Source organism: Ideonella sp. A 288 (genome assembly GCF_002198735.1).
Lineage (GTDB): Bacteria > Pseudomonadota > Gammaproteobacteria > Burkholderiales > Burkholderiaceae_C > Pseudaquabacterium.
Window position 1 is genome coordinate 1 of sequence record NZ_MWLO01000096.1, and the last position, 22,220, is coordinate 22,220.

18 protein-coding genes are annotated in these 22,220 nt (G+C 72.2%); 9 read left to right on the top strand and 9 right to left on the bottom strand.

What is annotated here, in order from left to right; genetic code table 11:
- Positions 1-6: 6 nt before the first annotated feature.
- Entirely contained in the window at positions 7-726 is a 720-nt protein-coding gene (locus EOINJALH_RS08885) for a response regulator transcription factor (protein WP_088280011.1), read from the top strand.
- Between the two features lie 81 nt (positions 727-807).
- Here the strand turns inward: EOINJALH_RS08885 and EOINJALH_RS08890 are convergent, their stop codons facing one another.
- The 3 genes from EOINJALH_RS08890 to EOINJALH_RS08900 form a co-directional block, all read right to left on the bottom strand.
- On the bottom strand, positions 808-1,755 hold the full coding sequence (locus EOINJALH_RS08890) for a tripartite tricarboxylate transporter substrate binding protein (RefSeq protein WP_088280012.1): 948 nt from the start codon (positions 1,753-1,755) through the stop codon (positions 808-810).
- Positions 1,756-1,801: 46 nt separating this feature from the next.
- Positions 1,802-2,785: a tripartite tricarboxylate transporter substrate binding protein gene (locus EOINJALH_RS08895; protein ID WP_088279997.1), complete on the bottom strand. Its 984-nt coding sequence runs from the start codon at positions 2,783-2,785 to the stop codon at positions 1,802-1,804.
- A gap of 75 nt (positions 2,786-2,860) precedes the next feature.
- Complete coding sequence (locus EOINJALH_RS08900; protein ID WP_088279998.1) at positions 2,861-4,084, bottom strand: alanine--glyoxylate aminotransferase family protein; 1,224 nt, start codon at positions 4,082-4,084, stop codon at positions 2,861-2,863.
- A 125-nt stretch (positions 4,085-4,209) separates the two neighbouring features.
- Here EOINJALH_RS08900 and EOINJALH_RS08905 point away from each other — a divergent pair, with 125 nt between their 5' ends.
- The 7 genes from EOINJALH_RS08905 (at position 4,210) to EOINJALH_RS08935 (ending at position 12,881) form a co-directional block, all read left to right on the top strand.
- On the top strand, positions 4,210-4,914 hold the full coding sequence (locus EOINJALH_RS08905) for a GntR family transcriptional regulator (RefSeq protein WP_088279999.1): 705 nt from the start codon (positions 4,210-4,212) through the stop codon (positions 4,912-4,914).
- Positions 4,911-7,973: an FAD-binding and (Fe-S)-binding domain-containing protein gene (locus EOINJALH_RS08910; RefSeq protein ID WP_088280000.1), complete on the top strand. Its 3,063-nt coding sequence runs from the start codon at positions 4,911-4,913 to the stop codon at positions 7,971-7,973. Before EOINJALH_RS08905 ends, EOINJALH_RS08910 begins: the two co-directional genes overlap by 4 nt.
- Before the next feature lie 123 nt (positions 7,974-8,096).
- Positions 8,097-8,945, top strand: a complete 849-nt coding sequence (locus tag EOINJALH_RS08915) for an ABC transporter ATP-binding protein (RefSeq protein ID WP_088280001.1) — start codon at positions 8,097-8,099, stop codon at positions 8,943-8,945.
- A 47-nt stretch (positions 8,946-8,992) separates the two neighbouring features.
- On the top strand, positions 8,993-9,754 hold the full coding sequence (locus tag EOINJALH_RS08920; RefSeq protein WP_199873241.1) for an ABC transporter ATP-binding protein: 762 nt from the start codon (positions 8,993-8,995) through the stop codon (positions 9,752-9,754).
- Positions 9,755-9,884: 130 nt separating this feature from the next.
- Positions 9,885-11,414, top strand: coding sequence for a D-alanyl-D-alanine carboxypeptidase/D-alanyl-D-alanine-endopeptidase (gene dacB / locus EOINJALH_RS08925; RefSeq protein WP_158219702.1), 1,530 nt, complete (start codon positions 9,885-9,887; stop codon positions 11,412-11,414).
- A 166-nt stretch (positions 11,415-11,580) separates the two neighbouring features.
- Positions 11,581-12,384 (top strand): hypothetical protein, encoded by an 804-nt coding sequence (locus EOINJALH_RS08930; RefSeq protein ID WP_234413733.1) that lies wholly within the window; start codon positions 11,581-11,583, stop codon positions 12,382-12,384.
- A 14-nt stretch (positions 12,385-12,398) separates the two neighbouring features.
- Positions 12,399-12,881, top strand: a complete 483-nt coding sequence (locus EOINJALH_RS08935) for a hypothetical protein (protein ID WP_088280003.1) — start codon at positions 12,399-12,401, stop codon at positions 12,879-12,881.
- 100 nt (positions 12,882-12,981) lie between these two features.
- Here EOINJALH_RS08935 and EOINJALH_RS08940 read toward each other — a convergent pair whose 3' ends face one another.
- Together EOINJALH_RS08940 and EOINJALH_RS08945 are read right to left on the bottom strand one after the other, a co-directional pair.
- Positions 12,982-13,683 (bottom strand): response regulator transcription factor, encoded by a 702-nt coding sequence (locus EOINJALH_RS08940; protein ID WP_158219703.1) that lies wholly within the window; start codon positions 13,681-13,683, stop codon positions 12,982-12,984.
- A 10-nt stretch (positions 13,684-13,693) separates the two neighbouring features.
- Positions 13,694-14,815, bottom strand: a complete 1,122-nt coding sequence (locus tag EOINJALH_RS08945) for a hypothetical protein (protein WP_088280005.1) — start codon at positions 14,813-14,815, stop codon at positions 13,694-13,696.
- Between the two features lie 330 nt (positions 14,816-15,145).
- Between EOINJALH_RS08945 and EOINJALH_RS08950 the strand changes: the two genes are divergently transcribed.
- Positions 15,146-16,789: a 3-(methylthio)propionyl-CoA ligase gene (locus EOINJALH_RS08950; protein WP_088280006.1), complete on the top strand. Its 1,644-nt coding sequence runs from the start codon at positions 15,146-15,148 to the stop codon at positions 16,787-16,789.
- A gap of 51 nt (positions 16,790-16,840) precedes the next feature.
- Here the strand turns inward: EOINJALH_RS08950 and EOINJALH_RS08955 are convergent, their stop codons facing one another.
- The 4 genes from EOINJALH_RS08955 to EOINJALH_RS08970 all read right to left on the bottom strand — a co-directional run bounded on the left by EOINJALH_RS08955 (position 16,841) and on the right by EOINJALH_RS08970 (position 22,205).
- Complete coding sequence (locus EOINJALH_RS08955) at positions 16,841-18,601, bottom strand: thiamine pyrophosphate-binding protein (protein ID WP_234413734.1); 1,761 nt, start codon at positions 18,599-18,601, stop codon at positions 16,841-16,843.
- Between the two features lie 31 nt (positions 18,602-18,632).
- Positions 18,633-20,318 (bottom strand): AMP-binding protein, encoded by a 1,686-nt coding sequence (locus EOINJALH_RS08960; protein ID WP_088280008.1) that lies wholly within the window; start codon positions 20,316-20,318, stop codon positions 18,633-18,635.
- A 222-nt stretch (positions 20,319-20,540) separates the two neighbouring features.
- Positions 20,541-21,578 (bottom strand): RNA methyltransferase, encoded by a 1,038-nt coding sequence (locus EOINJALH_RS08965; protein WP_088280009.1) that lies wholly within the window; start codon positions 21,576-21,578, stop codon positions 20,541-20,543.
- A 33-nt stretch (positions 21,579-21,611) separates the two neighbouring features.
- Positions 21,612-22,205 carry a malonic semialdehyde reductase gene (locus tag EOINJALH_RS08970; RefSeq protein ID WP_088280010.1) on the bottom strand — a complete coding sequence of 198 codons (594 nt, stop codon included), beginning with the start codon at positions 22,203-22,205 and terminating at the stop codon, positions 21,612-21,614.
- Positions 22,206-22,220 lie beyond the last annotated feature (15 nt).

Sequence of the window (22,220 nt, forward strand, 5' to 3'; positions counted from 1 at the left end):
CACACCATGACGCCCACCGCCCCCGCCGCCCTGGTGTTCGTCATCGAGGACGACGCCGCCGTCGCCCGCCTGGTCAGCAGCGCGCTGCAGGAATTCGGCTTCGCGGTCGAATCCTTCCGTGGCGGTGGCGCAGCCTTGCGGCGCCTGGCCACGCAGCGGCCCGAGCTGTGCATCGTCGACCTGGGCCTGCCCGACATGGACGGCATCGACCTGGTGCGGCAGATCGCCACGCTGTCGAACTGCGGCGTGCTGATCCTCACCGGCCGGGCCCACACGGTGGACCGGGTGATGGGCCTCGAACTCGGCGGCGACGACTACATGGTCAAGCCCTTCGAGCCGCGCGAGCTGGTCGCCCGCGCGCGCAGCATCCTGCGTCGGCGCGGTGCGGGCGGTGCCGTGGCCTCGGCACCGGCGCGGCGCCACGCGGCCTTCAGTGGCTGGACGCTCGATTGCTCGGCCAACATCCTGCGCGCCGCCGACGGCACCGAGCACCTGCTGGGCACGGCCGAGACCCAGGTGCTGCGGGCCTTCGTCGAACGCCCGCACCAGATCCTCACGCGCGAACAGCTGATGGGCCAGCACGACCTGTCGCCGCTCGATCGCAGCATCGACGTGCGCATCTCGCGCCTGCGCCGCAAGCTCGAGAGCGACCCGCAGAACCCGAAGATCATCAAGACGGTCTACGGCGCGGGCTACATGTTCTCGGCCGCGGTGAACTGGTCGTGAACGGCGCGGGCCGATGCCCGCGCGCGGCACCGATCGACCGGGCTGGCGCCGGCGAGCGCAGGCCCGGCCCGGCCGGCCTGCCTACTTGGCCCCCAGCCCCATCTGCCTGCCCACCTCGGTGTAGACCTTGGCGCGTTCCTTCATGAAGGCGTCCATGCGGTCGAGGCCGACGTTGACCATCTCGAATCCGCTCTTGGCGGCGAGTTCCTTCATCTCGGGGTCGGCGTTGATCGCGGCGAACAGGTCGGACAGGCGCTTGCGCTGTTCCGGTGGGGTCGACTTGGGCACGCCCACGCCGCGGTAGGCACCGTCGACCCAGTCGACGCCCAGTTCCTTGAAGGTGGGCACGTCGGGCAGCAGTGGGTGGCGCTGTTCCATGGCCACGGCCAGCGCGCGCACCTTGCCCTTGTTGTTGATGGCAAAGGCGGTGTAGGTCATGCCCGCATCGACGTGACCACCCAGCACGGCCATCGTCATGTCGCCGGTGCCCTTGTACGGCACGTAGGTCGTCTTGACGCCGAAAGCAGTGTTCAGGCGCTCGTGCGCGGCGTGGTTGGCCGAATTCAGGCCCGAGCCGCCGAGGTTGAGCTTCATCGGCTGGGCCTTGGCCGTCTTCACGAAATCGGCAAAGCTCTTCAGCGGACTGGACTCGGGCACCACCAGCGCGTCGGGCGTGTAGTGGTACCAGAACACCGGCGACACGTCGTCGGTCTTGTACTGCACGTTGCCTTCCATCGGCTGCAGCACCAGGTGCGGCAGGTTGACACCGACGACGGTGTGGCCGTCGCCCGGCAGCGTGTTCATCGTGCTCCACATCAGGCCGCCGCCCGCACCTGCCTTGTACTGGATCACCGTCTCGATGCCCGGGCACTTCTTGCGCAGCACCACCTGCTGGTGGCGCGCCGACAGGTCGGATTCGCCGCCGGGCGGGAAGGCCTGCCAGTACATCAGGTTCTTGTCGGGGCAGGGCTGGGCCTGGGCCAGCGCGGCACAGGCCAGCGCCAGCAGGGCGGCGAGGGGGCGTTTCATGGGCATGTCTCCGTGGTGTGGGCTGCAGTCGAGGAGCGGTGGTGGCCTACATCTCGACCTTGACGTTGCCGTCCTTCACCACGCGGGCCCACTTCACCTGCTCGTCCTGGATGAACTTTGCGAACTTCTCGCGCGTGCCGCCGCCGTCTTCGGCGCCGTAGGTCTCGAGCCGCTCCTGCACGTCGGGCATCGCCAGCACGGTATTCGTGTCGCGGTTGATGCGGTCGGCGATGGCCGCCGGCAGCTTGCCCGGGCCGACCAGGCCATACCAGGTGGTGGCCTCGAAGCCGTCGAAGCCCTGCTCCTGCATCGTCGGCACCGTGGGATGGCCCTTGGCGCGCTTGGCGCGGGTCTGCGCCACCGCGATGATCTTGCCGTTCTTCACGTGCGGCGTGGCCGAGGTCATGGTCTCGAAGCAGTACTGGATCTGGCCGCCCATCAGGTCGGTGAGGGCGGGGCCGCTGCCCTTGTAGGGCACGTGCAGGGCATCGACCTGCGCGGCCTGCTTGAACATCTCCAGCGCCAGGTGCTGGGCCGAGCCCAGGCCCGCCGAGCCGAAGGCGATCTTGCCCGGCTCGGCCTTGCAGGCCGCCACCACGTCCTTCACCGACTTGCTGGGTGCGCCCGGGTGCGCCACCAGCAGGTTGGGCGTGACGCCCACCATCACGATGGGCACGAAATCGCGTTCGACGTTGTAGCGCAGCTTGCCCGGCTGCAGCGCCGGCCCCAGCGCGTGGCTGTTGATGTGCGCCATCAGCAGCGTGCTGCCATCGCTGGCCTGCTGCGCCACGTACTCGGCGGCCAGCAGGCCGGCGGCACCGGCCTTGGTCTCGACGATCACCTGCTGGCCCCACAGCGTGGTGAGCTTCTGCGCCACCACGCGGGCTAGCGCATCGGTGCCACCGCCCGGCGGGAAGCCGACCACGATGCGCACCGGTCCGATGGGCCATGGCGCCTGGGCCTGCACCGAAGGCACGGCGATCGAAGCCAGCGCGGCGCCGGCGGCATGGACGAGGGTGCGACGTTGCATGGGGTGTCTCCGTGGCGGTGCCGGGGTGTTGTGGTCTGACGTGTCGGTGAGATGGGGCTGCGGCGGGCTCGTGGCTCAGCCGCAGGCAGGCGTGTCGGCGAAATGCGCCATCGCGGCCTGCACGCCACTGCCCTGCAGCGGCACGCCAGCGAGCTTCAGGCCCATCTCGCAACCGGCCAGCGTGGCCAGCAGCGTCAGGTCGTTGCTGTCGCCCAGGTGGCCGATGCGGAACATGCGGCCCTTCACCTTGCCCAGGCCCGTGCCCAGCGACAGGTCGAAGCGCTGGTGGATGAGCTTGCGCAGCGCGTCGGCGTCCACGCCCGGCGGGGTGATCACGCCGGTGAGCACCGGCGAGTGCAGGGCCGGGTCGGCGCACTGGATCGGCAGGCCCCAGGCCCGCACCGCGGCGCGCACGCCGGCGGCCCAGCGGCGGTGGCGGGCGAAGACCTGGTCCAGGCCTTCGGCCTGCAGCATGGCCAGCGACTCGTGCAGCGCGTACAGCAGGTTGGTGCTGGGCGTGTAGGGCCAGTAGCCCGTCTTGTTCATCTCGACGATCTCGTCCCAGGCCCAGAAGCTGCGCGGCAGCGTCGCGCCCTTCGACGCCTCCAGCGCGCGGGGCGACAGGGCATTGAAGCTGATGCCCGGCGGCAGCATCAGGCCCTTCTGCGAGCCGCTGACGGTGACGTCCACGCCCCAGTCGTCGTGCCGGTAGTCGGCGCTGGCCAGGCCCGAGATGGTGTCCACCAGCAGCAGCGCCGGGTGGCCGGCCGCGTCGATGGCACGCCGCACCGCGGCGATGTCGGAGGTGACGCCGGTGGACGTTTCGTTGTGCACCACGCACACCGCCTTGATGGCATGGCCGGCGTCGGCGCGCAGGCGCTGCTCGATCAGGTCGGCCCGCACGCCGTGGCGCCAGCCGTTGGGCAGGCCGGTCTCGGCGTCGGTGCCGGGCACCGACAGGAACTCGGGCGCCAGGCCCAGCTTGAGCGCCATCTTCTGCCACAGCGTGGCGAAGTGGCCGGTCTCGAACATCAGCACCGCATCGCCCGGGCTCAGCGTGTTGACCAGCGCCGCCTCCCAGGCGCCGGTGCCCGACGCCGGGTAGATGGCCACCGGGTGCCGGGTCTTGAAGATCTGCTGCAGGCCGGCGATCACCTGCAGGCCCAGCGCGCCGAACTCCGGCCCGCGGTGGTCGATGGTGGGCAGGCTCATCGCGCGCAGGATGCGGTCGGGCACCGGGCTGGGCCCGGGGATCTGCAGGAAGTGGCGGCCGGTGGGGTGGTGGTCGAGCGTCAGCATGGCGGGTCCTCGTTGCGGTGAGTTTTGCATGCAAAGTGTGCCACGTCGTGGTGGTTTTCCCTGAAGATCGTTGTTGTACCCAGTCTGCTTTTGCATGCAAAATGACGAGAACGAACCCGCATACCATGGCCGACATCATCCCCCTGCCGCCCACCGGCCTGCACCAGCAGGCGGCGGCCCGGCTGCGCACCATGCTGGTCGAAGGCCAGATCGTGCCCGGCGCCAAGCTCAACGAGCGCGAACTGGCGGCCGCGCTCAACGTCTCGCGCACGCCGCTGCGCGAGGCCATCAAGATGCTGGCCACCGAGGGGCTGGTCGACCTGCTGCCCAACCGCGGCGCGGTGGCCGTCAAGCTCGACGAGGCCGACGTGCGCCACAGCTTCGAGCTGCTGGCCATGTTGGAGGGCATGTCCGGCGAACTGGCGGCCCAGCGCATCACCGACGCGCAACTGGCCGAGCTGCGCGCCAAGCACTTCGAGATGCTGGCCTGCCACGCGCGGCGCGACCTGTCGGGCTACTACCGGCTCAATGCGCAGATCCACGCTGCCATCAACGAGGCCGCCGCCAACCCGGTGCTGGCGAATACCTATCGCTCGGTGAACGCACGCGTGCAGTCGCTGCGCTTTCGCACCAACCAGGACGACGCCAAATGGCGACGGGCCGTCGAGGAGCACGACGAGATGATCAAGGCCCTCGCCGCACGAGATGGCGCGGCCTTGCGCCAGGTGCTGCAGCAGCACCTGATGCACAAGCGCGACGCGGTGCTGGCCGTGATGCAGGCCGCCGAGGCACCCGCGCTGCGCGGCCGCCGGCGCAAGGAGTCGGCATGACCGACACCGCGGCCGCCGAGCACCCGCACACCCGCCTGCCGCCCAACGAGGTCTGCGCGCAACTGGCGCAGCAACTGCGCCGCGAGACTCGCGGCGAGGTGCTGTTCGATGACGCGTCGCGTGGACGTTACGCCACCGATGCGTCGATCTACCAGATCCTGCCGGTGGGCGTGTTCGTGCCGACCTGCCCCGAGGACGTCGAGACCGCCCTGGCCATCGCCCGTGGCCTGAAGGTGCCGGTGCTGGCCCGCGGCGGCGGCACCAGCCAGTGCGGCCAGACCACCGGCGCCGCGCTGGTGATCGACAACAGCAAGCACCTGCGCCGCATGCTGGACGTGAACGTCGGGCAGCGCACCGCCACCGTCGAGCCCGGCCTGGTGCTCGACCACCTCAATGCGCAGCTCAAGCCGCACGGCCTGTGGTTCCCGGTGGACGTGTCCACCAGCGCGCAGGCCACGCTGGGCGGCATGGCGGGCAACAACTCCTGCGGGTCGCGCTCCATCGCCTACGGCAACATGGTGCACAACGTGCTGGGCGCACAGGCCTGGCTGGCCGACGGCGAGCTGTGCCGGTTCGGCCCGGTGGCCGGCCTGCGCGGTCGGGCCGCGGCCATTGCCGACGTGGTGCGCAGCCTGGCCGAGCGCCACCGCGCCGAGATCGAGGCGCACTGGCCCAAGGTGCTGCGACGCGTGGCCGGCTACAACCTCGACATCTTCCACCCGCAGAGCGAGCGGCCCTACACCGCCGACGGCCACGTCAACCTGGCCCACCTGCTGGTGGGCGCAGAGGGCACGCTGGCCTTCACCCGCAGCCTCACGCTGCAGCTGGCGCCGCTGCCGCGGGCCAAGGTGCTGGGCGTCGTCAACTTCGAGAGCTTCCACCGGGCGATGGACTCGGCGCAGCACATCGTCAAGCTCGGCCCCACCGCGGTGGAACTGGTGGACCGCACGATGATCGAGCTGAGCCTGGCCAACCCGGCGTTCCGCCCGACCATCGAGACGGCGCTGATCGGTCGACCCGAAGCCATCCTGCTGGTCGAGTTCGCCGGCGACGACCCGGCGGTGCTGACACGAAAACTGCGCGACCTGGTGGCGCTGATGGGCGACCTGGGCCTGCCCGGCTCGGTGGTAGAGATGCCCGACGAGGCGCCGCAGAAGGCGCTGTGGGAGGTGCGCAAGGCGGGCCTGAACATCATGATGAGCCTGAAGGGCGACGGCAAGCCAGTCAGTTTCATCGAGGACTGCGCGGTGCCCTTGCAGCACCTGGCCGAGTACACCGATGCGCTGACCGAGGTGTTCGCCCGCCATGGCACGCGTGGCACCTGGTACGCCCATGCGTCGGTGGGCACGCTGCACGTGCGGCCCATCCTGGACATGCGGGTGGATGGACCTCAGGGGGGCGCCGCCAAGATGCGCGCCATCGCCGACGAGGCCGCCGCGCTGGTGCGCAAGTTCAAGGGCGCCTACTCGGGCGAGCATGGCGACGGCCTGTGTCGCGGCGAGTGGATCCGCTGGCAGTTCGGCCCGGCCCTCGACGACGCGCTGCGCGCCATCAAGCGCGAGATGGACCCGGCCAACCTGTTCAACCCCGGCAAGATCATCGATGCACCGCGCATGGACGACGGCGCACTGTTCCGCTTCGCGCCCGCGGGCTCGCCGCGGCCCTATCGCCGCATCGCGCTGAAGCCCGTGCTCGACTGGTCGGCCTGGAACGTGCAGGCCGATCCGGTCACTGAAGTGGCCACCGCGCCCGGCACCGGCGGCGACACCACCGGCGGCCTGGCCAAGGCGGTGGAGATGTGCAACAACAACGGCACCTGCCGCAAGTTCGACGCCGGCACCATGTGCCCCAGCTACCGCGTCACCCGCGACGAGCAGCATTCCACCCGCGGTCGCGCCAACACCTTGCGGCTGGCGCTGTCGGGTCAACTCGGCACCGAAGCATTCACCAGCGAGGCCATGGCCGAGACCATGGACCTGTGCGTCGGCTGCAAGGGCTGCAAGCGCGAGTGCCCCACCGGCGTGGACATGGCGCGGATGAAGATCGAGTTCACCGCGCACTACAAGCGCCGCCATGGCCACACCGTGAGAGACCGCCTGATGGCCGGCCTGCCGGCTATGGTGCATGCGGTGGCCGCGCTGCCCGGCACCGCGCGGTTGCTGAACCTTCGCAATCGCAGCCCGCTGGCGCGCAAGCTCGGCGAACGCTGGCTCGGCATCGCCGCCGGCCGCAGCCTGCCGGCCTGGCGCCGCGACACCTTCTGGCGCCAGGGGCCGGCCACGCCCTTCGTGTCGCAGGACGAGGCGCTGGCCGCCGCGCGCGCCGGCGAGAAGGTGGCGGTGCTCTTCGTCGACACCTTCAACGGCGGCTTCGAAACCGAGAACGCGCTGGCCGCGGCGCGCGTGCTGCAGGCCGCAGGCTACCGACTGCATGCGCCGGCCAAGGGCGGCGGCCACCACTGCTGCGGCCGCACCCACCTGGCCAGCGGCATGGTGGACGAAGCGAAGGCGAGCCTGGGCGCGCTGGTGCAGGCCCTGCACCCGCTGGCCGCGGCCGGCGTGGCGGTGGTGGGGCTCGAGCCCAGCTGCCTGCTCACGCTGCGCGACGAAGCGCTGGCGATGGGCCTGGGCGAGCCGGCCGAGGTCGTGGCCGGCCAAGCGTTGATGTTCGAGGAGTTCATTGCCCGCGAAGCCAAGGCCGGTCGATTCACTCTCGCCTTCAAGCCGCTCGGCCAGCCGCTGCTGGTGCACGGCCACTGCCACCAGAAGGCCTTCGGCGCCATCAGCCCGGTGATCGAGGTGCTGAAGCTGATCCCCGGGGCCAAGCCACAGCTGATCGAGAGCAGTTGCTGCGGCATGGCCGGCGCCTTCGGCTACGAGGCCCGGCACCAGGCGGTGTCGATGCAGATGGCCGAGGCGTCCTTGCTGCCGGCGATACGCCAGGCACCCGATGCGGTGGTGGTGGCCGACGGCACGAGCTGCCGCCACCAGATCGCCGACGGCGCCCAGCGCGAGGCCGTGCATGTGGCACGGCTGCTGGAGCGCCTGCTGCCAACGTAGCGCGCGAAGTGCGCGCCCCGCAGGCTGGTGCGTGATACACGCGCCAGCACGCTGCGGCGCTGTAGCCGGCACCCCACCCGCCAGCCGTTGTCTAATGCGCAGCACTGCCAAGACACCCCGCCGATGCCGCCCCTGCTCACCGTCGACGATCTGCGCGTGGCCTACCCACTGCGCGAAGGGGGCCTGGCCGAGGTGGTGCGCGGCGTGTCGTTCACGCTGGGGCGCGAGCGGCTCGGCATCGTCGGCGAATCGGGCTCGGGCAAGAGCCAGACCGGTCGGGCCATCCTGGGGCTCACCGCGCCGGGCGGCCGCGTCAGCGCCCGCACGCTGCGCTTCGACGGCATCGACCTGCTGGGCTGTCCGCCGGCGCAGCGGCGCGCGCTGCGCGGCAGCCGCATCGCGATGGTGCTGCAGGACCCCAAGTTCTCGCTCAACCCGGTGATGACCATCGGCGCACAGATCGCCGAGACGCTGCGCATGCACCAGCCCGCCCACCAGCGCCTAGGCCGCGCCCAGCGGCGCGAACGCACGCTGGCGGCGCTGGCCGACGTGCAGATCGACGACCCCGCGCGCGTGGCCGCGCTGTACCCGCACGAGGTGTCGGGCGGCATGGGCCAGCGGGCGATGATCGCAATGATGCTGATCGCCGGGCCCGAGCTGCTGATCGCCGACGAGCCCACCTCGGCCCTGGACGTGACGGTGCAGCTCGAGGTGCTGCGCATCCTCGACGGCCTGGTGGCCGGCCGGGGCATGGGGCTGATCTTCATCTCGCACGACCTGCGGCTGGTCAGCTCGTTCTGCGACCGCGTGCTGGTGATGTACGCCGGCCGCGTGGTCGAGGAAGTGGCGTCGGGCCGGCTGCACGAGGCCCGCCACCCCTACACGCTGGGCCTGCTCGACTGCCTGCCCCGGCTGGGCGCGCCGCGCCACCCGCTGCCCACGCTGGACCGTCGACCGGAGTGGGCCTCGTGACCGGCGGCGTGACGGGCAAGGCCGGCCACCCCGCGGCCGCCGTTGCCGTGCCCGCCCTCGGCCTGCGCGCCGAGCACCTGCGCGTGGTCTACGACGGCTTCGTCGCGGTCGACGATGCCTCGCTCGACCTGGCACCGGGCGACAGCCTGGGCATCGTCGGCGAATCGGGCTCGGGCAAGTCCACCGTGCTGCGGGCGCTGTGCGGGCTGGCGCCGCTGGCCGCCGGCCGCGTGGCGCTCACCGGCACGTCCGTGCCGCCGGTGCCGGGCAGCAAGGCCTACCGGCGTGCGGTGCAGATGGTCTTCCAGGACCCGTATGGCTCTCTGCACCCGCGGCAGACGGTGGACCACCTGCTGGCCGAACCGCTGGCCATCCACGGCCTGGGCGATGCCGAGGCGCGCATCGAGCGCGCGCTCGACGACGTGGGACTGGGCGGCGGCTTCCGCTTCCGCTACCCGCACCAGCTGTCGGGCGGGCAGCGCCAGCGCGTGGCCATCGCGCGGGCGCTGATCCTCGAGCCGCAGGTGCTGCTGCTCGACGAGCCCACCTCGGCACTCGACGCGTCGGTGCAGGCCGAGGTGCTGAACCTGCTGGAAGCCCTGCGCGCACGGCGCGGCCTGGCCTACCTGATGGTCAGCCACGACCTGGCCGTGGTCACGCACCTGTGCGAGCGCCTGGTGGTGATGCACCGCGGCCGGCAGGTCGAGCACCTGTCGGCCGCCGACCTGGCCGGGCACCGCGTGCGTGCCGACTACACGCGCCAGCTGATGCAGGCCTCGGCGGGCTTTCGGCGCGAGGCCGCTGCATGAGCCCCGCCCGGCCGCCCGAAGGGGCTCATTCCCGCCTGGCGGGACCGGCCGCAGGCCGTAGGGTGCACCAATGAGCCCGCCGGGCCGCCCCAAGGGCGAATACCGGAGTGCGAAGCACGAAGGTACTCCAGTGAGGTGCCCCACGTCGACACGCGGCCGTGCCGGGCGCGGACTGATCGCCGCCCTGCTGTGCCTGTGCGCCGCGTCGACGGCGGTGCGGGCCGGCCCGCTGCCCGCGCCGGTGCAGCAGGCGCTGCGCGCCGCCGACCTGCCGGACGAGGCCCTGGCCGTGGTGGTGCGGCCGGTGGGCCGCGGTCGGGCACGGCTGGCCTGGCAGGCCGACCGCGCAATGCAGCCGGGCTCGACGATGAAGGTGGTGACCACCGCCGTGGCGCTGGACCGGCTGGGGCCCAACCACCGCGGCTTCACCGAACTGCTGAGCGCGGCGCCCGTGCAGGGCGACGTGCTGCGGGGCGACCTGGTGCTGCGCGGCGGCGCCGACCCCGAACTGGGCCTGCCGCAACTCTGGGCGCTGCTGTCCGAGCTGCGCTGGCAGGGCGTGCGCGAGATCGCCGGCGACATCGTGCTCGATCGCTCGCTGTTCCGCCCCGCCCGCCTCGACCTGGGCGTGCCGCCGTTCGACGAGTGGCCCGAGTCGCGCTACAACGTGATCCCCGATGCGCTGCACCTGACCGAAAGCCTGATGGGCTTCGAGCTGGATTCGACGGCCGCCGACGGCACCGTGCGCGCCCGCCTGGTGCCGCCCTTGCCCGGCGTGCGCATCGACACCAGCCGCATGACGCCCAGCACGCGCCCCTGCCGCCAGTGGGACGAGGACTGGCTTACCCCGGCCGAGCAGGCCACCGACGCCGACGGCACCTTGCGCCTGACCTTGCGCAGCGGCTTCCCCGCGGGCTGCGTGCGCCGCGAGGCGCTGCAGCTGATCGACCGCGACCAGCTCGCCGAGCGCCACCTGCGCTGGCTATGGCAGGGCCTGGGCGGCACCTGGCAGGGCAAGGTGCGCGCCGAGCCCGGGCCCGCGGCCGCGCGGGTGCTGGTGCGCCGCCCGTCGCGCCCCTGGGGCGAGCTGCTGCGGCACCTGAACAAGACCTCCGACAACGCCTGGACGCGGCTGCTGTACCTGCAGCTCGGCGTGCCCGCGATGGCCGCCGAGCCCGACCGCAGCACGGCCGAACTGGCCGCGCGCGAGGTGCTCCGCTGGTTCGACGAACAGCGCATCGCCACCGCCGGGCTGGTGCTGGACAACGGCTCGGGCCTGTCGCGCAGCGAACGCATCTCGCCACACCAGATGGCCGCGGTGCTGGCCGCCGCCCGCGCCGGCCGCTGGGCCAGCGAGCTGACGATGAGCCTGCCGGTGCCCGGCGTGGACGGCACGCTGGCCGAACGCCTGAAAGGCAGCCCCGCCGCCGGCCGCGCCCGCCTGAAGACCGGCACGCTGCGCAACGTGGTGGCTCTGGCCGGCTACGTGCCCGACGCGCAAGGCCGCTGGTGGATCCTGGCGGCGATGGTCAACCACGATCAGGCCGGCCGCGCCCGGCCGGTGCTGGACGCTCTGGTCGACTGGGTGGCGCAGGGCGGCGCAGCACAGGGTGGCGGCCCGCGGCGATCGCCGGTGGGGCCGCAGGGCGAGGGGCCCTGACGCGCCGGGCCGCGGCGCCGCCGGCGTTGAGGCCAGGCGCCGGCGCCACCCGTCACTTCGCGCGCAAGGTCTTGTGACCGGGTTCGCGCCACGCACGCCGCGGCGGCCGTTGGCGGACCGGTGCGCTGCGGCCACAATGGCCACCACCCGATTCACGGTACATCCCATGGCCGGATCCCAACGCCCCTCCCCCATCGGCAGCGACCGCAGCGATGCCTGGTTCGACAACGGCACGATGTGCCTCGCGCGCAGCCCTGCGCCGGGCGGCACGGGCACGCTGCGCGACGACCGGGCGTTGTTCGAGAGCGCGGTGCAGGCGCTCGAGGCGCAGATCGCCAACGCCGGTGCCCACCTCACCATCGACCAGGCCGCCCGCCAGGCCTACATGCGCCAGACCCGCGCGATGGCCGACGACCTGCGCGCCCAGGCCCTGGCCGGCCGCCTGACCTGGGCCGAGGCGGCCACGCAGGCCAACGAAACGCGCAACGTGATCATGCAGGTGATCCGCGACTGGACCACGTCCGTGGGCCGCGCCAAGGCCGAGCAGATCAAGCGCCAGGGCCGCACGCTCAACGAGATGATCGCGCGCAAGGCGCAAGAGCTGTTCGGCAAGAACATCGACTTCAACACCCTCACCGCGGCCCAGAAGGACGAGGTCTACGCCGCCATCGTGCGCTCGGCCGGCAAGGCCGACCCCACCGTGTCGGCCAAGGTGGCACGGCTGTCCCGACTGGGGCGCGGGCTGCTGGTGCTGTCGATCGGCCTGTCGATCTACAGCGTGGCCACCGCCGACGACAAGCTGGCCGCTGCCGGCCGCGAGGCCGCTGTCACCGGCGCCGGCATCGGCGGCGGCATCCTCGGCGGCGCGGCCGCCGGCCTGATGTGCGGCCCGGGTGCGCCGGTGTGCGTCACCGTGGGCGCCTTTGTCGGCGGCGCGCTGGCCGCCTTCGGCGTCGACTTCTTCTGGTAGCCGCCGGGTCGGCCGTGCCGCTGCACCTCACTGAGGGCCTGAGCGCCCGCCGCGTCGACGACCGGGGCGACGACACCCCCGCCGTCTGCCAGATCGCCGGCCCCGGCGTGCCCTCGGGCCTGCAGGTCGACGGCGCGCTGCTCGAGGCCGCGGTCGCATCGGACGGCTGGCACCTGCTGCTGCTGACCCACGACACGCCCTACGAAGACGCGCTGTCGATCCACCTCTTCGACCGCCAGTGGCACCTGCTGGACAGCGCCCGGCTGGGCGCGGCCTACACCACCGGCAGCTTTGCCGGCCTGCGCCTGGTCGAGCCCGACCGCGTGGTCTTCCGCTTCTTCGGCGACACCGACTGGACGGTGCAGGTGCTGCCCGAGCCGGCCTGGCGCCTGCCCGTGGGGGCCGAGGTGGCGGGCCTGACGCGGCCGGTCGGCTGGCGTCGGCACTTCGTGGTGCACGGCACGCCGCAGCCCGACCGGGGCGCCGCCGGCACGTGAGTCCGGGGCCTGGCAGTCCCTGAGCCACGCCGCCGCACGCCACCGCCGCACCGGGCCCGCACCCAACCGCTGCCCGCGCCGGCGCGTGGCGAACAGACCCTCACGGTCGCTCGACGAGCTGGTGGCGAAGGGCGACCAGCACGGCGCTGGTGCGGTTGTCGACGCACAGCTTGGCCAGGATGTTCTGCACGTGGCCCTTCACCGTCGGCACCGCCAGGCCCAACCGGGCCGCGATGTCCCGATTGCTGAGGCCTTCCGACATCAGTGCCAGCAGATGGCGCTCGCGGGGCGTGAGATCGTGGCCCACCGGCCGGGCGCCCCGGCGCGCCGCGCGGTGCCGCAGCGGCAACCCGTCGCCCCGGCGGGGCTCACGGTGCACCCGGCGGATGGTGTCGACGAGTTGCGCCGCCGATGCGGCGCGACTGACGACGCACGACACGCCCGACGCCCCGTCGCCGGGCTCGTCGGGCTCGTCCGGCGCAACCTGCCGCGAGACCAGCCGCACGCACCGCACCCGCGACATCTGCTGCAGCGAGGACTCCAGCACGGTCACGTCGGCGGAGACCAGCGACGCCGCGTCGAGCACCACCACGTCCGGCCTCGACAGGGCGATGCGCTCGAGCGCTTCGGCGGCGCCCTCGGCTTCGCCGAGGCTCACGAGATCCACCTCGTCGGCGATGGTCGACTGCAGGCCGCGACGAAAGATCGGCTGATCGCCGACGACGATGAACACGCCGATCGGCGGGCCCGACGGAGCGCCGGGCTCGGCAGGCCGCGCCTGCGATGGCTCGCCTCCGGTCATCGCCATGGCCTCAGGCCGGCCCGGCCGCCGCGCCTGGGGTCACCCAGGTCGCCAGGCCCAGCATCAGGCACGCCTGCAGCACCCGGCGCAGGTCGGTGGCACTGACCTGTCCCTGGCAGCGCAAGCTGGCGGGGGTCACCGGTCCGGCGGCAAGCCGGCGCACGATGTCGAGGTGGCTGGGCACGCGCGTGCACCGCTCCGCCGTGGTCACCGCCACGGCGCAGGCCCGCCACGGCAGGTTCCACCAGTCGTCGGGCGCGCCGTCCAGCGGATGCCCGGCGCCCGCAATGCCCAGGTGCCAGATCGCCAGGTCGAGCGGGTGCACGCAGGCGTCGGCACCGGGCCACACGTGGGCGGCCGGTTGAGGCACTTCGTGCTGCGCGCACAGGAACTGCATCGCCTTCGGATCGCACAGCGCCTGCCGCGTGCGGAAATCGAACCGCAGGTGGGCGTCGGAGCCATAGGTCGCCAGGAGTGGTGGTGCGTCCAGGTGTCGCCAGCCCTGCGCGGCGCGTTGAAGCACCTGACCTTCGCCCTGGGCCAGCCTGTCGACCAGCGGGCCCGCGCCCGATGCCCCCCGCAGCGCATCGACATGGGCCTCGTGGCCCGGGTGGCTTGTGCGGCGCGCCGTCGACCCCTGGTCCGCTCGGGGCAGGTCGACCACGCCGGGGGCCCGCCGTGCCGCGGCACGCCTCGGCGACCGCTCACGCACGACTGAGACGCGGCTCAACTGGCGACGCAACTGCTGCCGCACCTGCGCCACCCTGGCGGCGGGTGACAGGCCTCGTCCGGCGCGCAGGCCGCAGACGAGGACCGTGGGCCGGCCTTCCTTGAAGGCGGCCACCAACTGTGGCGACATGTGCGTCATCACATCGGCATCGAGGAGCACGATCTCGCCGTCGGAACGGTCCAGTTCGAAGCTCAGGCCCAGGCTCGCGCCAACGCCCCCCAAGGCAGTTCGGACGATCTCGACATCGCTGGCGTGCAGGATGAGGTGCTGGACACCGACCCGGGCCACCGACATCGGCGGGGCCTCCCAGGTCTCGCGGAGGGCCTTCCACCAGGCGGGCCGCGTGCCCTGTACCGCTGCGGTGCGCCCCGGTTCCGCCCCGACGATGGCTTTTGTGATCATGTGTAAATCATAAATGATTGCTGCAGGTCATTTATGCTGCACATTGCGCGGAATACTGCGCACCCACCGCAAACGCGGGGGAGGCAGGCGCGGGGTGTGATGGGAGCCCGGCGCGCTGGCGTGGGCGCTGGGCTCGACGCCTGCGACCGGGCATCGATGCCCGAGCCCGTGGCGCGTGCCGAGGCTTCACCCGCGCAGGGGCATCGCCAGGGGCCGGGCCCCCTGGCGCCAGCGGCTGTCGCCAGTGTGCCCCGGCCGTGAGCGGGCCTGTGGCACAGTCCGCAGACACAGGGCCACCGAGCCCCGGACAGACCCTTCCAGGAGACCCCCATGAACGGCCAAATGATGCAGCAGCCGCTGCTGATCTCGTCGCTGCTGGTGCACGCCGAGCGACACCACGCCGAGCAGCAGATCGTGACGCGTCGCGTCGAGGGCGACATCCACCGCTGCAGCTTCCGCGACCTCGCCGTGCGCTCGCGCCGCATGGCCAAGGCGATGCAGGCCTTGGGCGTGACCCCCGGCCAGCGCGTCGGCACGCTGGCCTGGAACACCTACCGCCACATGGAGCTGTACTACGCCGTCTCGGGCACCGGCGCCGTGCTGCACACGCTGAACCCGCGCCTGCACCCCGACCAGGTGGTCTACATCGCCGACCACGCCGAAGACCAGGTGCTGTGCTTCGACCTCACCTTCCTGCCGCTGGTCGAGGCCGTGGCCTCGCGGGTGGCCACGATCAAGCATTTCGTGCTGATGACAGACCGCGCGCACATGCCGGCGGCCAGCAAGATCCCCAACCTGCTGTGCTACGAAGACCTGCTCGAGGCGCAGGACGACCGCTTCGTGTGGCCGCAGTTCGACGAGAACTCGGCCTCGTCGCTGTGCTACACCAGCGGCACCACGGGCAACCCCAAGGGCGTGCTGTACAGCCACCGCTCGACGATGCTGCACACCTTTGCGGCGGCGCTGCCCGACAGCCTGAACTGCTCGTCACGCGACGTGATCCTGCCGGTGGTGCCGATGTTCCACGTCAACGCCTGGGGCCTGCCGTACGTGGCGTGCATGGTCGGCGCCAAGATGGTGTTCCCCGGTGCCGGGCTGGACGGCAAGTCGCTGTATGAGCTGTTCGAGGGCGAGAAGGTCACCGTGTCCGCCGGTGTGCCCACGGTGTGGCAGGGACTGCTGGGCTACACCGAGGCCAATGGCCTGAAGTTCAGCACCATGCGCCGCACCGTGATCGGCGGCTCGGCCTGCCCGCCGGCGATGATGAAGACCTTCCAGGAGACCTACGGCGTGCACGTGCTGCATGCCTGGGGCATGACCGAGATGAGCCCGCTGGGCACGGTGTGCACGCTCAAGCCGGTGCACGACGCGCTCGACGCCGCCGGCCAGCGCGCCATCCAGGCCAAGCAGGGCCGTGCCGTGTTCGGCGTCGACATGAAGATCGTCGACGCGGCCGGCCACGAATTGCCCTGGGACGGCAAGGCCACCGGCGAACTGCTGGTGCGCGGCCCGTGGATCGTCAACCAGTACTTCAAGGCCGAGGGTGGCGACCCGCTGATCCCCGATGCCGATGGCCGCGGCTGGTTCCCCACCGGCGACGTCTCGATGATCGACCCCGACGGCTTCATGCAGATCACCGACCGCAGCAAGGACGTGATCAAGTCCGGCGGCGAGTGGATCGGCTCGATCGACCTCGAGAACATCGCAATGGCCCACCCCAAGGTGGCGATGGCCGCCTGCATCGCCGCCTTCCACCCGAAGTGGGACGAGCGCCCGCTGCTGGTGGTGATGAAGAAGCCCGGCACCGACCTCACCCGCGACGAGCTGCTGGCCTTCTACGAGGGCAAGATCGCCAAGTGGTGGATGCCCGACGACGTGGTCTTCGTCGACGCCATCCCGCTGGGCGCCACCGGCAAGATGCAGAAGAACAAGCTGCGCGACGCCTTCAAGAGCCACAAGCTGCCGACGGCCTGACGCAAACACGGCCACCCCGCCCCGGGGTGGCCGGCGCGGCGGCCGCGGCGGCTACATCGAGATCGAGCCTTCGCGGAACTCGGTCGGGTCGAGCCACACGTTCACCAGCACCGGCTTGCCGCCGGCGGCCACGGCGCGGGCCCGGGCCAGGGCGGCGGGCAGCTCGGCCAGCGTGCGCACCTCGATGCCTTCGGCGCCGAAGGCCGCTGCCACGTCGTGATAGGCACTGCGGGCCAGCACGGTGCCGACGTCGTCGTGCAGCATCTTCACCTGCTCGCGGGCGATCTGTGTCCAGCCGGCGTCGTTGCCGACGATGGCGATCACCGGCAGGCCGTGGCGCACGAAGCTGTCGAACTCCACCAGGCTGTAGCCGCAGGCGCCGTCGCCGTAGACGATCCACACCTCGGCGTCGGGCCGGCTGGTGGCCACGCCCAGCGCGAAGCCCCCGCCCACCCCCAGCGTGCCGAAGGCACCGGGGTCGAGCCAGGTGAGCGGCCCGCGCGGGCGCATCACGTAGGACGCGGTGGCCACCACATCGCCGCCGTCGGCCACCAGCACGGCGTGGTCGCCGGCCACCTGCTCGAGCGTGCGGAACAGCGCCACCGGGTTGACGTGCTCGCCGCGGCGCGCAGCCTGGGCATCGATCTCGCGCTCGCGCTCGGCATCACGCTGTCGCAGCTGGTCGGCCCAGGCCGTCCAGCCGGCGGCCGGGCGGGCGTCGGCCGACAGCCGCTGGAGAAAGTCGCCGGCGTCGCCGATGGCGGTCACGTCGGGGCGGCGGTTCAGCCGCGCGTCCTTGGCGCTGCGGTTGGCGGCGATCAGCGTGGCGCTGCGGCGCACGTGCTTGCCGTAGTCGAGCCGGAAGTCGCAGGGCACGCCGGCCAGCAGCACGCAGTCGGCCTCGCGCAGCGCGTGGCGACGCTGGTGGCGCATCTGCAGCGGGTGCTGGCGACCCAGCAGTCCGCGCGCCATGCCCGACAGGTACACCGGCACGCCCAGCCGCGCCACGGCCTCGGCCACGCGCTGCGCATCGGCCGCGCGCACCACCGCCTGGCTGCCGATGACCATCAGCGGCCGCTCGGCCTTGGCCAGCGCGGCGCGGGCGGCCTGCACGCTGCCGTCGGACGCCTGCGGCAACGCCACCGCGCGCACCTGCGGTGCGATCGGCCCATGGCTGCCAGCGAACATGCGCTCGGCATGGCGGTTCAGGTACCAGCGCAGCGCGCGGTCGGGCAGCGTGCTGCCCTTGCCCGCGGCGTCGGCATACCAGCCGCGGATCAGCGCCTCGTCGTACAGCACGTCGATCGGGCATTCGATGAAAACCGGCCCGGGCACGCCGTCCAGCGCCAGCGCGAAGGCCTCGTCCACCGCCGGACCCAGCTCGCGCACGCGCCGCACCTTGATGAAGCGCTTGACGTGCGGCGCCACCAGCGGCCGCTGGTCGATGTCCTGCAGCGCGCCGCGGCCCTGCAGCGCGGTGGGCGCCGCGCCGCCGATCAGCACCACCGGCGACTGCGCCAGCTGCGCGTTCTTCAGCGCGGTGATGGTGTTGGTGATGCCCGGCCCGGCCGTGACCGCGGCCACGCCGGGGATGCCGGTCAGGCGCGCGCTGGCGTCGGCGGCGAACACCGCGGTGGCCTCGTCGCGCACGTCGACGATGCGGATGCCGCGCGCCTTGGCCGCCGCCAGGATGGGCGAGATGTGGCCGCCGCACAGCGTGTACAGGCAGCGCACGCCGTGGGCCTGCAGCGAGGCCGCCACGCGGTCGCCGCCGTGGGGGGTGGCCACAGGCCGGTCGGGGGAAACGGTCAAGGGCGGGCTTTCGTTCGGCGGGCGCCGGGGGTCATTGCCAGACCACCCGGTCGTCGCCCCGGTACCAGGTGTCCACGGCGGGCTCGACGACGGCCTCGATGCGGCCGCGCTTGATCTTCATTGTCGGCGTCAGGCAGCCGTTCTCGATCGACCAGGGCTCGCGCGCGACGACCAGCTTGCACAGCCGCTCGTGCGCGACCAGCGTGCGGTTCACGTCCTGCAGCAGGCGGCCCAGTTCGGCCTCGACCTGCGCGCGCACGGCCGGGTCGGCCTGGCGGGGCCGCAGGTCTTCGGCCAGCACCAGCAGCGCATACGGTGCCGGCTGGCCCACGCCCGAGACCATCGACATCTCGACCATCGGGTGGGCGTTCAGCCGGTTCTCGATCGGCGCCGGGGCCACGTACTCGCCCTTGGCGGTCTTGAACAGTTCCTTCACGCGGCCGGTGAGCTTGAGCAACCCGTCGGCCCGCAGCTCGCCGCGGTCGCCGGTGCGGAAGAAGCCGTCGTCGGTGAAGCTCTCGGCGTCGAGGTCCGGGCGCTCGTAATAGCCCACCAGTTGGCCGGGCGACTTGATCAGCACCTCGCCGCCCTCGCTCAGGCGCACCTGCACGCCGGGCATGGGCACGCCGACATGGCCGGGCGCGTTGGCCGTGGGGGTGGAGTTGTGCGAGTAGGCGAAGTCCTCGGTCATGCCATAGCCTTCGATCAGGTTCAGGCCCAGGCGCCGGTACCAGTCGATCAGCTCGGCCGGGATCGGCGCCGAGCCGCTGCCGGCCAGGCGCACCTGGTCCAGCCCCAGCCCGGCCAGCACCTTGCGGCCGACCAGCCGGCCGACGATGGGCAGGCGCAGCAGCAGCTCGAGCCGGGCCGGCGGCATCTTCGCGAACACTCCCTGCTGGAACTTGAGCCACAGCCGCGGCACCGAGATGAAGATGGTGGGCCGCGCGCGCTGGATGTCGGTGACGAAGGTGTCCAGCGATTCGGTGAAGAACAGGTGCACGCGGCCATCGACCCACGACGCGCATTCGATCCAGGCCCGCTCGAAGCTGTGCGCCAGCGGCAGGTACGACATTGTGCGCAGCGGCGTGGTCGGGCCGTCGCCCAGCAATTGGCGGATCGTGGCCGAGATGCCCACGCTGGCGCGGGTGATGCGCTCGAAGCTGTGCATCACGCCCTTGGGCTGGCCGGTGGAGCCCGAGGTGTAGATGAGCATGGCCAGGTCGTCGCCGCGGCGCTCGGGGCGGCCGCGCAGCGGCTCGGTGCGGGCGGCGATGGCGTCCCAGGTGTCGAAGGCGGTGGGCGGGGCCAGCGGCAAGGCGATGCACGGCAGCCCGGCCGGCACCCCAGCCGACTGCTGCGGCCACAGGTCGAGCTTGCCGACGAACAGCAGGCTGGCGCCGCTGTGCTCGAGCACGTAGCGCACGGTGTCGGCCTGCTCGGTGGGGAAGATGGCCACCGTGGTGCCGCCGGCCATCCAGATGGCCAGTTCGGCCAGCAGGAAATGCGCGCAGTTCTTCGACAGGATGCCGACACGGAAGCCCGGCTCGAAGCCACGGCTGCGCAGGTGAGCGGCCAGGCGGCGCGACTGGTCGAGCGCCTGCGCCCAGGTGAACTCAACCACGCGGCCGCCGCCGATGGGCTGGGTCAGGAAGACCTCGCCAGCGCGCTCGGCCTCGTGGTCGAAGATGTGGTCGAGGATGAGCTTGGGCTGGGTCATCGGGGCGGCAATCGGGGCAAGGACGGGCAGTGTCCGGGGCAGCGTAGCGGAGGCGGTTGGTCGGCCGCAAGTGGGGTTTCAGCGAGACGCCGGCAGAAGCCTTGCGTCACCTCACAAGGAAACGCCGGGCCGCCCCAAGTTTCCTTGACCCCCGCGGGGGGCGGCCGGCGTCAGCCGGCCTGGGGGCGCCCATGAACCGGCGAAAGACCGGGCCTGCGGCGATCAGCGCAGCACGGGGTGCACGACGACCCGTCGCTCGCGCGGCGGGGCCTCTCGCGCGCGCAACTGGCCGCAGGCGCCCTCCACGTCCTGCCCGGCCGACTGGCGCAGCTTGGTGAGCACGCCGCGCCGGTGCAGGTGGCGGGCGATCTCGGCCGCGCGCTCCCAGGACGGGCGCTGGAAGCCCAGCCCGTCGACCGTGTTGTACGGGATCATGTTCATCACCGCGCCCTGGTGGGCGAACAGCCGCACGATGCCGTCGAGCTCGGCGTCGCTGTCGTTGACACCGTCGATCAGCGTCCACTGCACCTGCAGCGGATAACCCGTGGAACGCGCGTACTGCAGGCCCAGCGCCACCAGCTCGTCGGGCGCGATGTCGGGCGCCCGCGGCAGCAGCCGGGCGCGCAGCGCCGGGTCGGTGGCGTGCAGCGACAGGGCCAGCGCCGGCTTGACGCGGCCCTGCGGCAGTCGCTCGAACGCCCGGCGGTCACCGACGGTGGAGAACACCAGGCTCTTGTGGCCGATGCCGCCGGCGGTGCCCAGCAGCTCGATGGCCTCGAGCACCGCGTCGAGGTTGTGCGCCGGCTCGCCCATGCCCATGAACACCACCTTGGTCACCGCGCGCAGCCGACGCGCCAGCACCACCTGCGCGACGATCTCGCCGGCGCTCAGCTGCCGCAGCAGGCCACCCTGCCCCGTCATGCAGAACACGCAGCCCACCGCGCAGCCCACCTGGGTGGACACGCACAGGCCGCCGCGCGGCAGCAGCACGCTCTCCACCGTCTGGCCATCGGCCAGCGCAACCAGCAGCCGCGCCGAGCCGTCTTCGCCGGGGTGCTGCGAGCGCAGCGTGGCCAGCGCGTCCAGCTCGGCCGTCAGCGCCGGCAACGCCTCGCGCAGCGCCAGCGGCAGGAAGTGCTCGGGCCGGCGCTTGCCGGCCTCGGGCGGCAGCGCGTGGGCCCACTGGCGCAGCACGCGCTGCTCGTGCACGGGCTTGGCACCCAGGGCACGCAGGCGGTGGCGCAGGTCGGCAAGGCGCATGGGGAGTCGGTGGACGCTGCGTGGCCGGGGCCGTCAGACGATGCTCGCCACCTCGTCGAACGACAGGCGCGGCCCGCGCGGGTGGTGGCCGCCCGGGGCCGCCAGGCCCAGGTTGACGAGGAAGTTGACCTTGAACCGGCCGTCGGGGAAGAAGGCCTCGTTCAGCGCGTCGGCATTGAAGCCGCTCATCGGCCCGGCGGCCAGGCCCAGCATGCGCGCGGCGACGATCAGGTAGGCACCCTGCAGGCTGCTGTTGCGCATCGCCGTGTCGGCGCTGAGCGTCGGGTTGCCGCTGAACATCTCGCGCGCCGTGGCCATCGCCGGGAACTGCGTGGGCAGGTGCTCGTGGAAGCGCGTGTCCATGGCCACGATGGCGGTCACCGGGGCCTTCATCGTCTTGTCGACGTTGCCCGCCGACAGCGCGGGCTTCAGGCGCGCCTTGGCCTCGGCGCTGGCGACGAAGACCAGCCGCATCGGCTGGCAGTTCATCGACGTCGGGCCCCAGCGGCACAGGTCGACCAGCGCGCGCAGCGTGGCCTCGTCGACCGGCTGGTCGGTGAAGGTGTGGGTGGTGTGCGCGTCGAGGAAGGTCCGTTCGAGGCTGCTGCGGTCGAGGGCGAGGGGCATGGGGTGGGCTCTGGA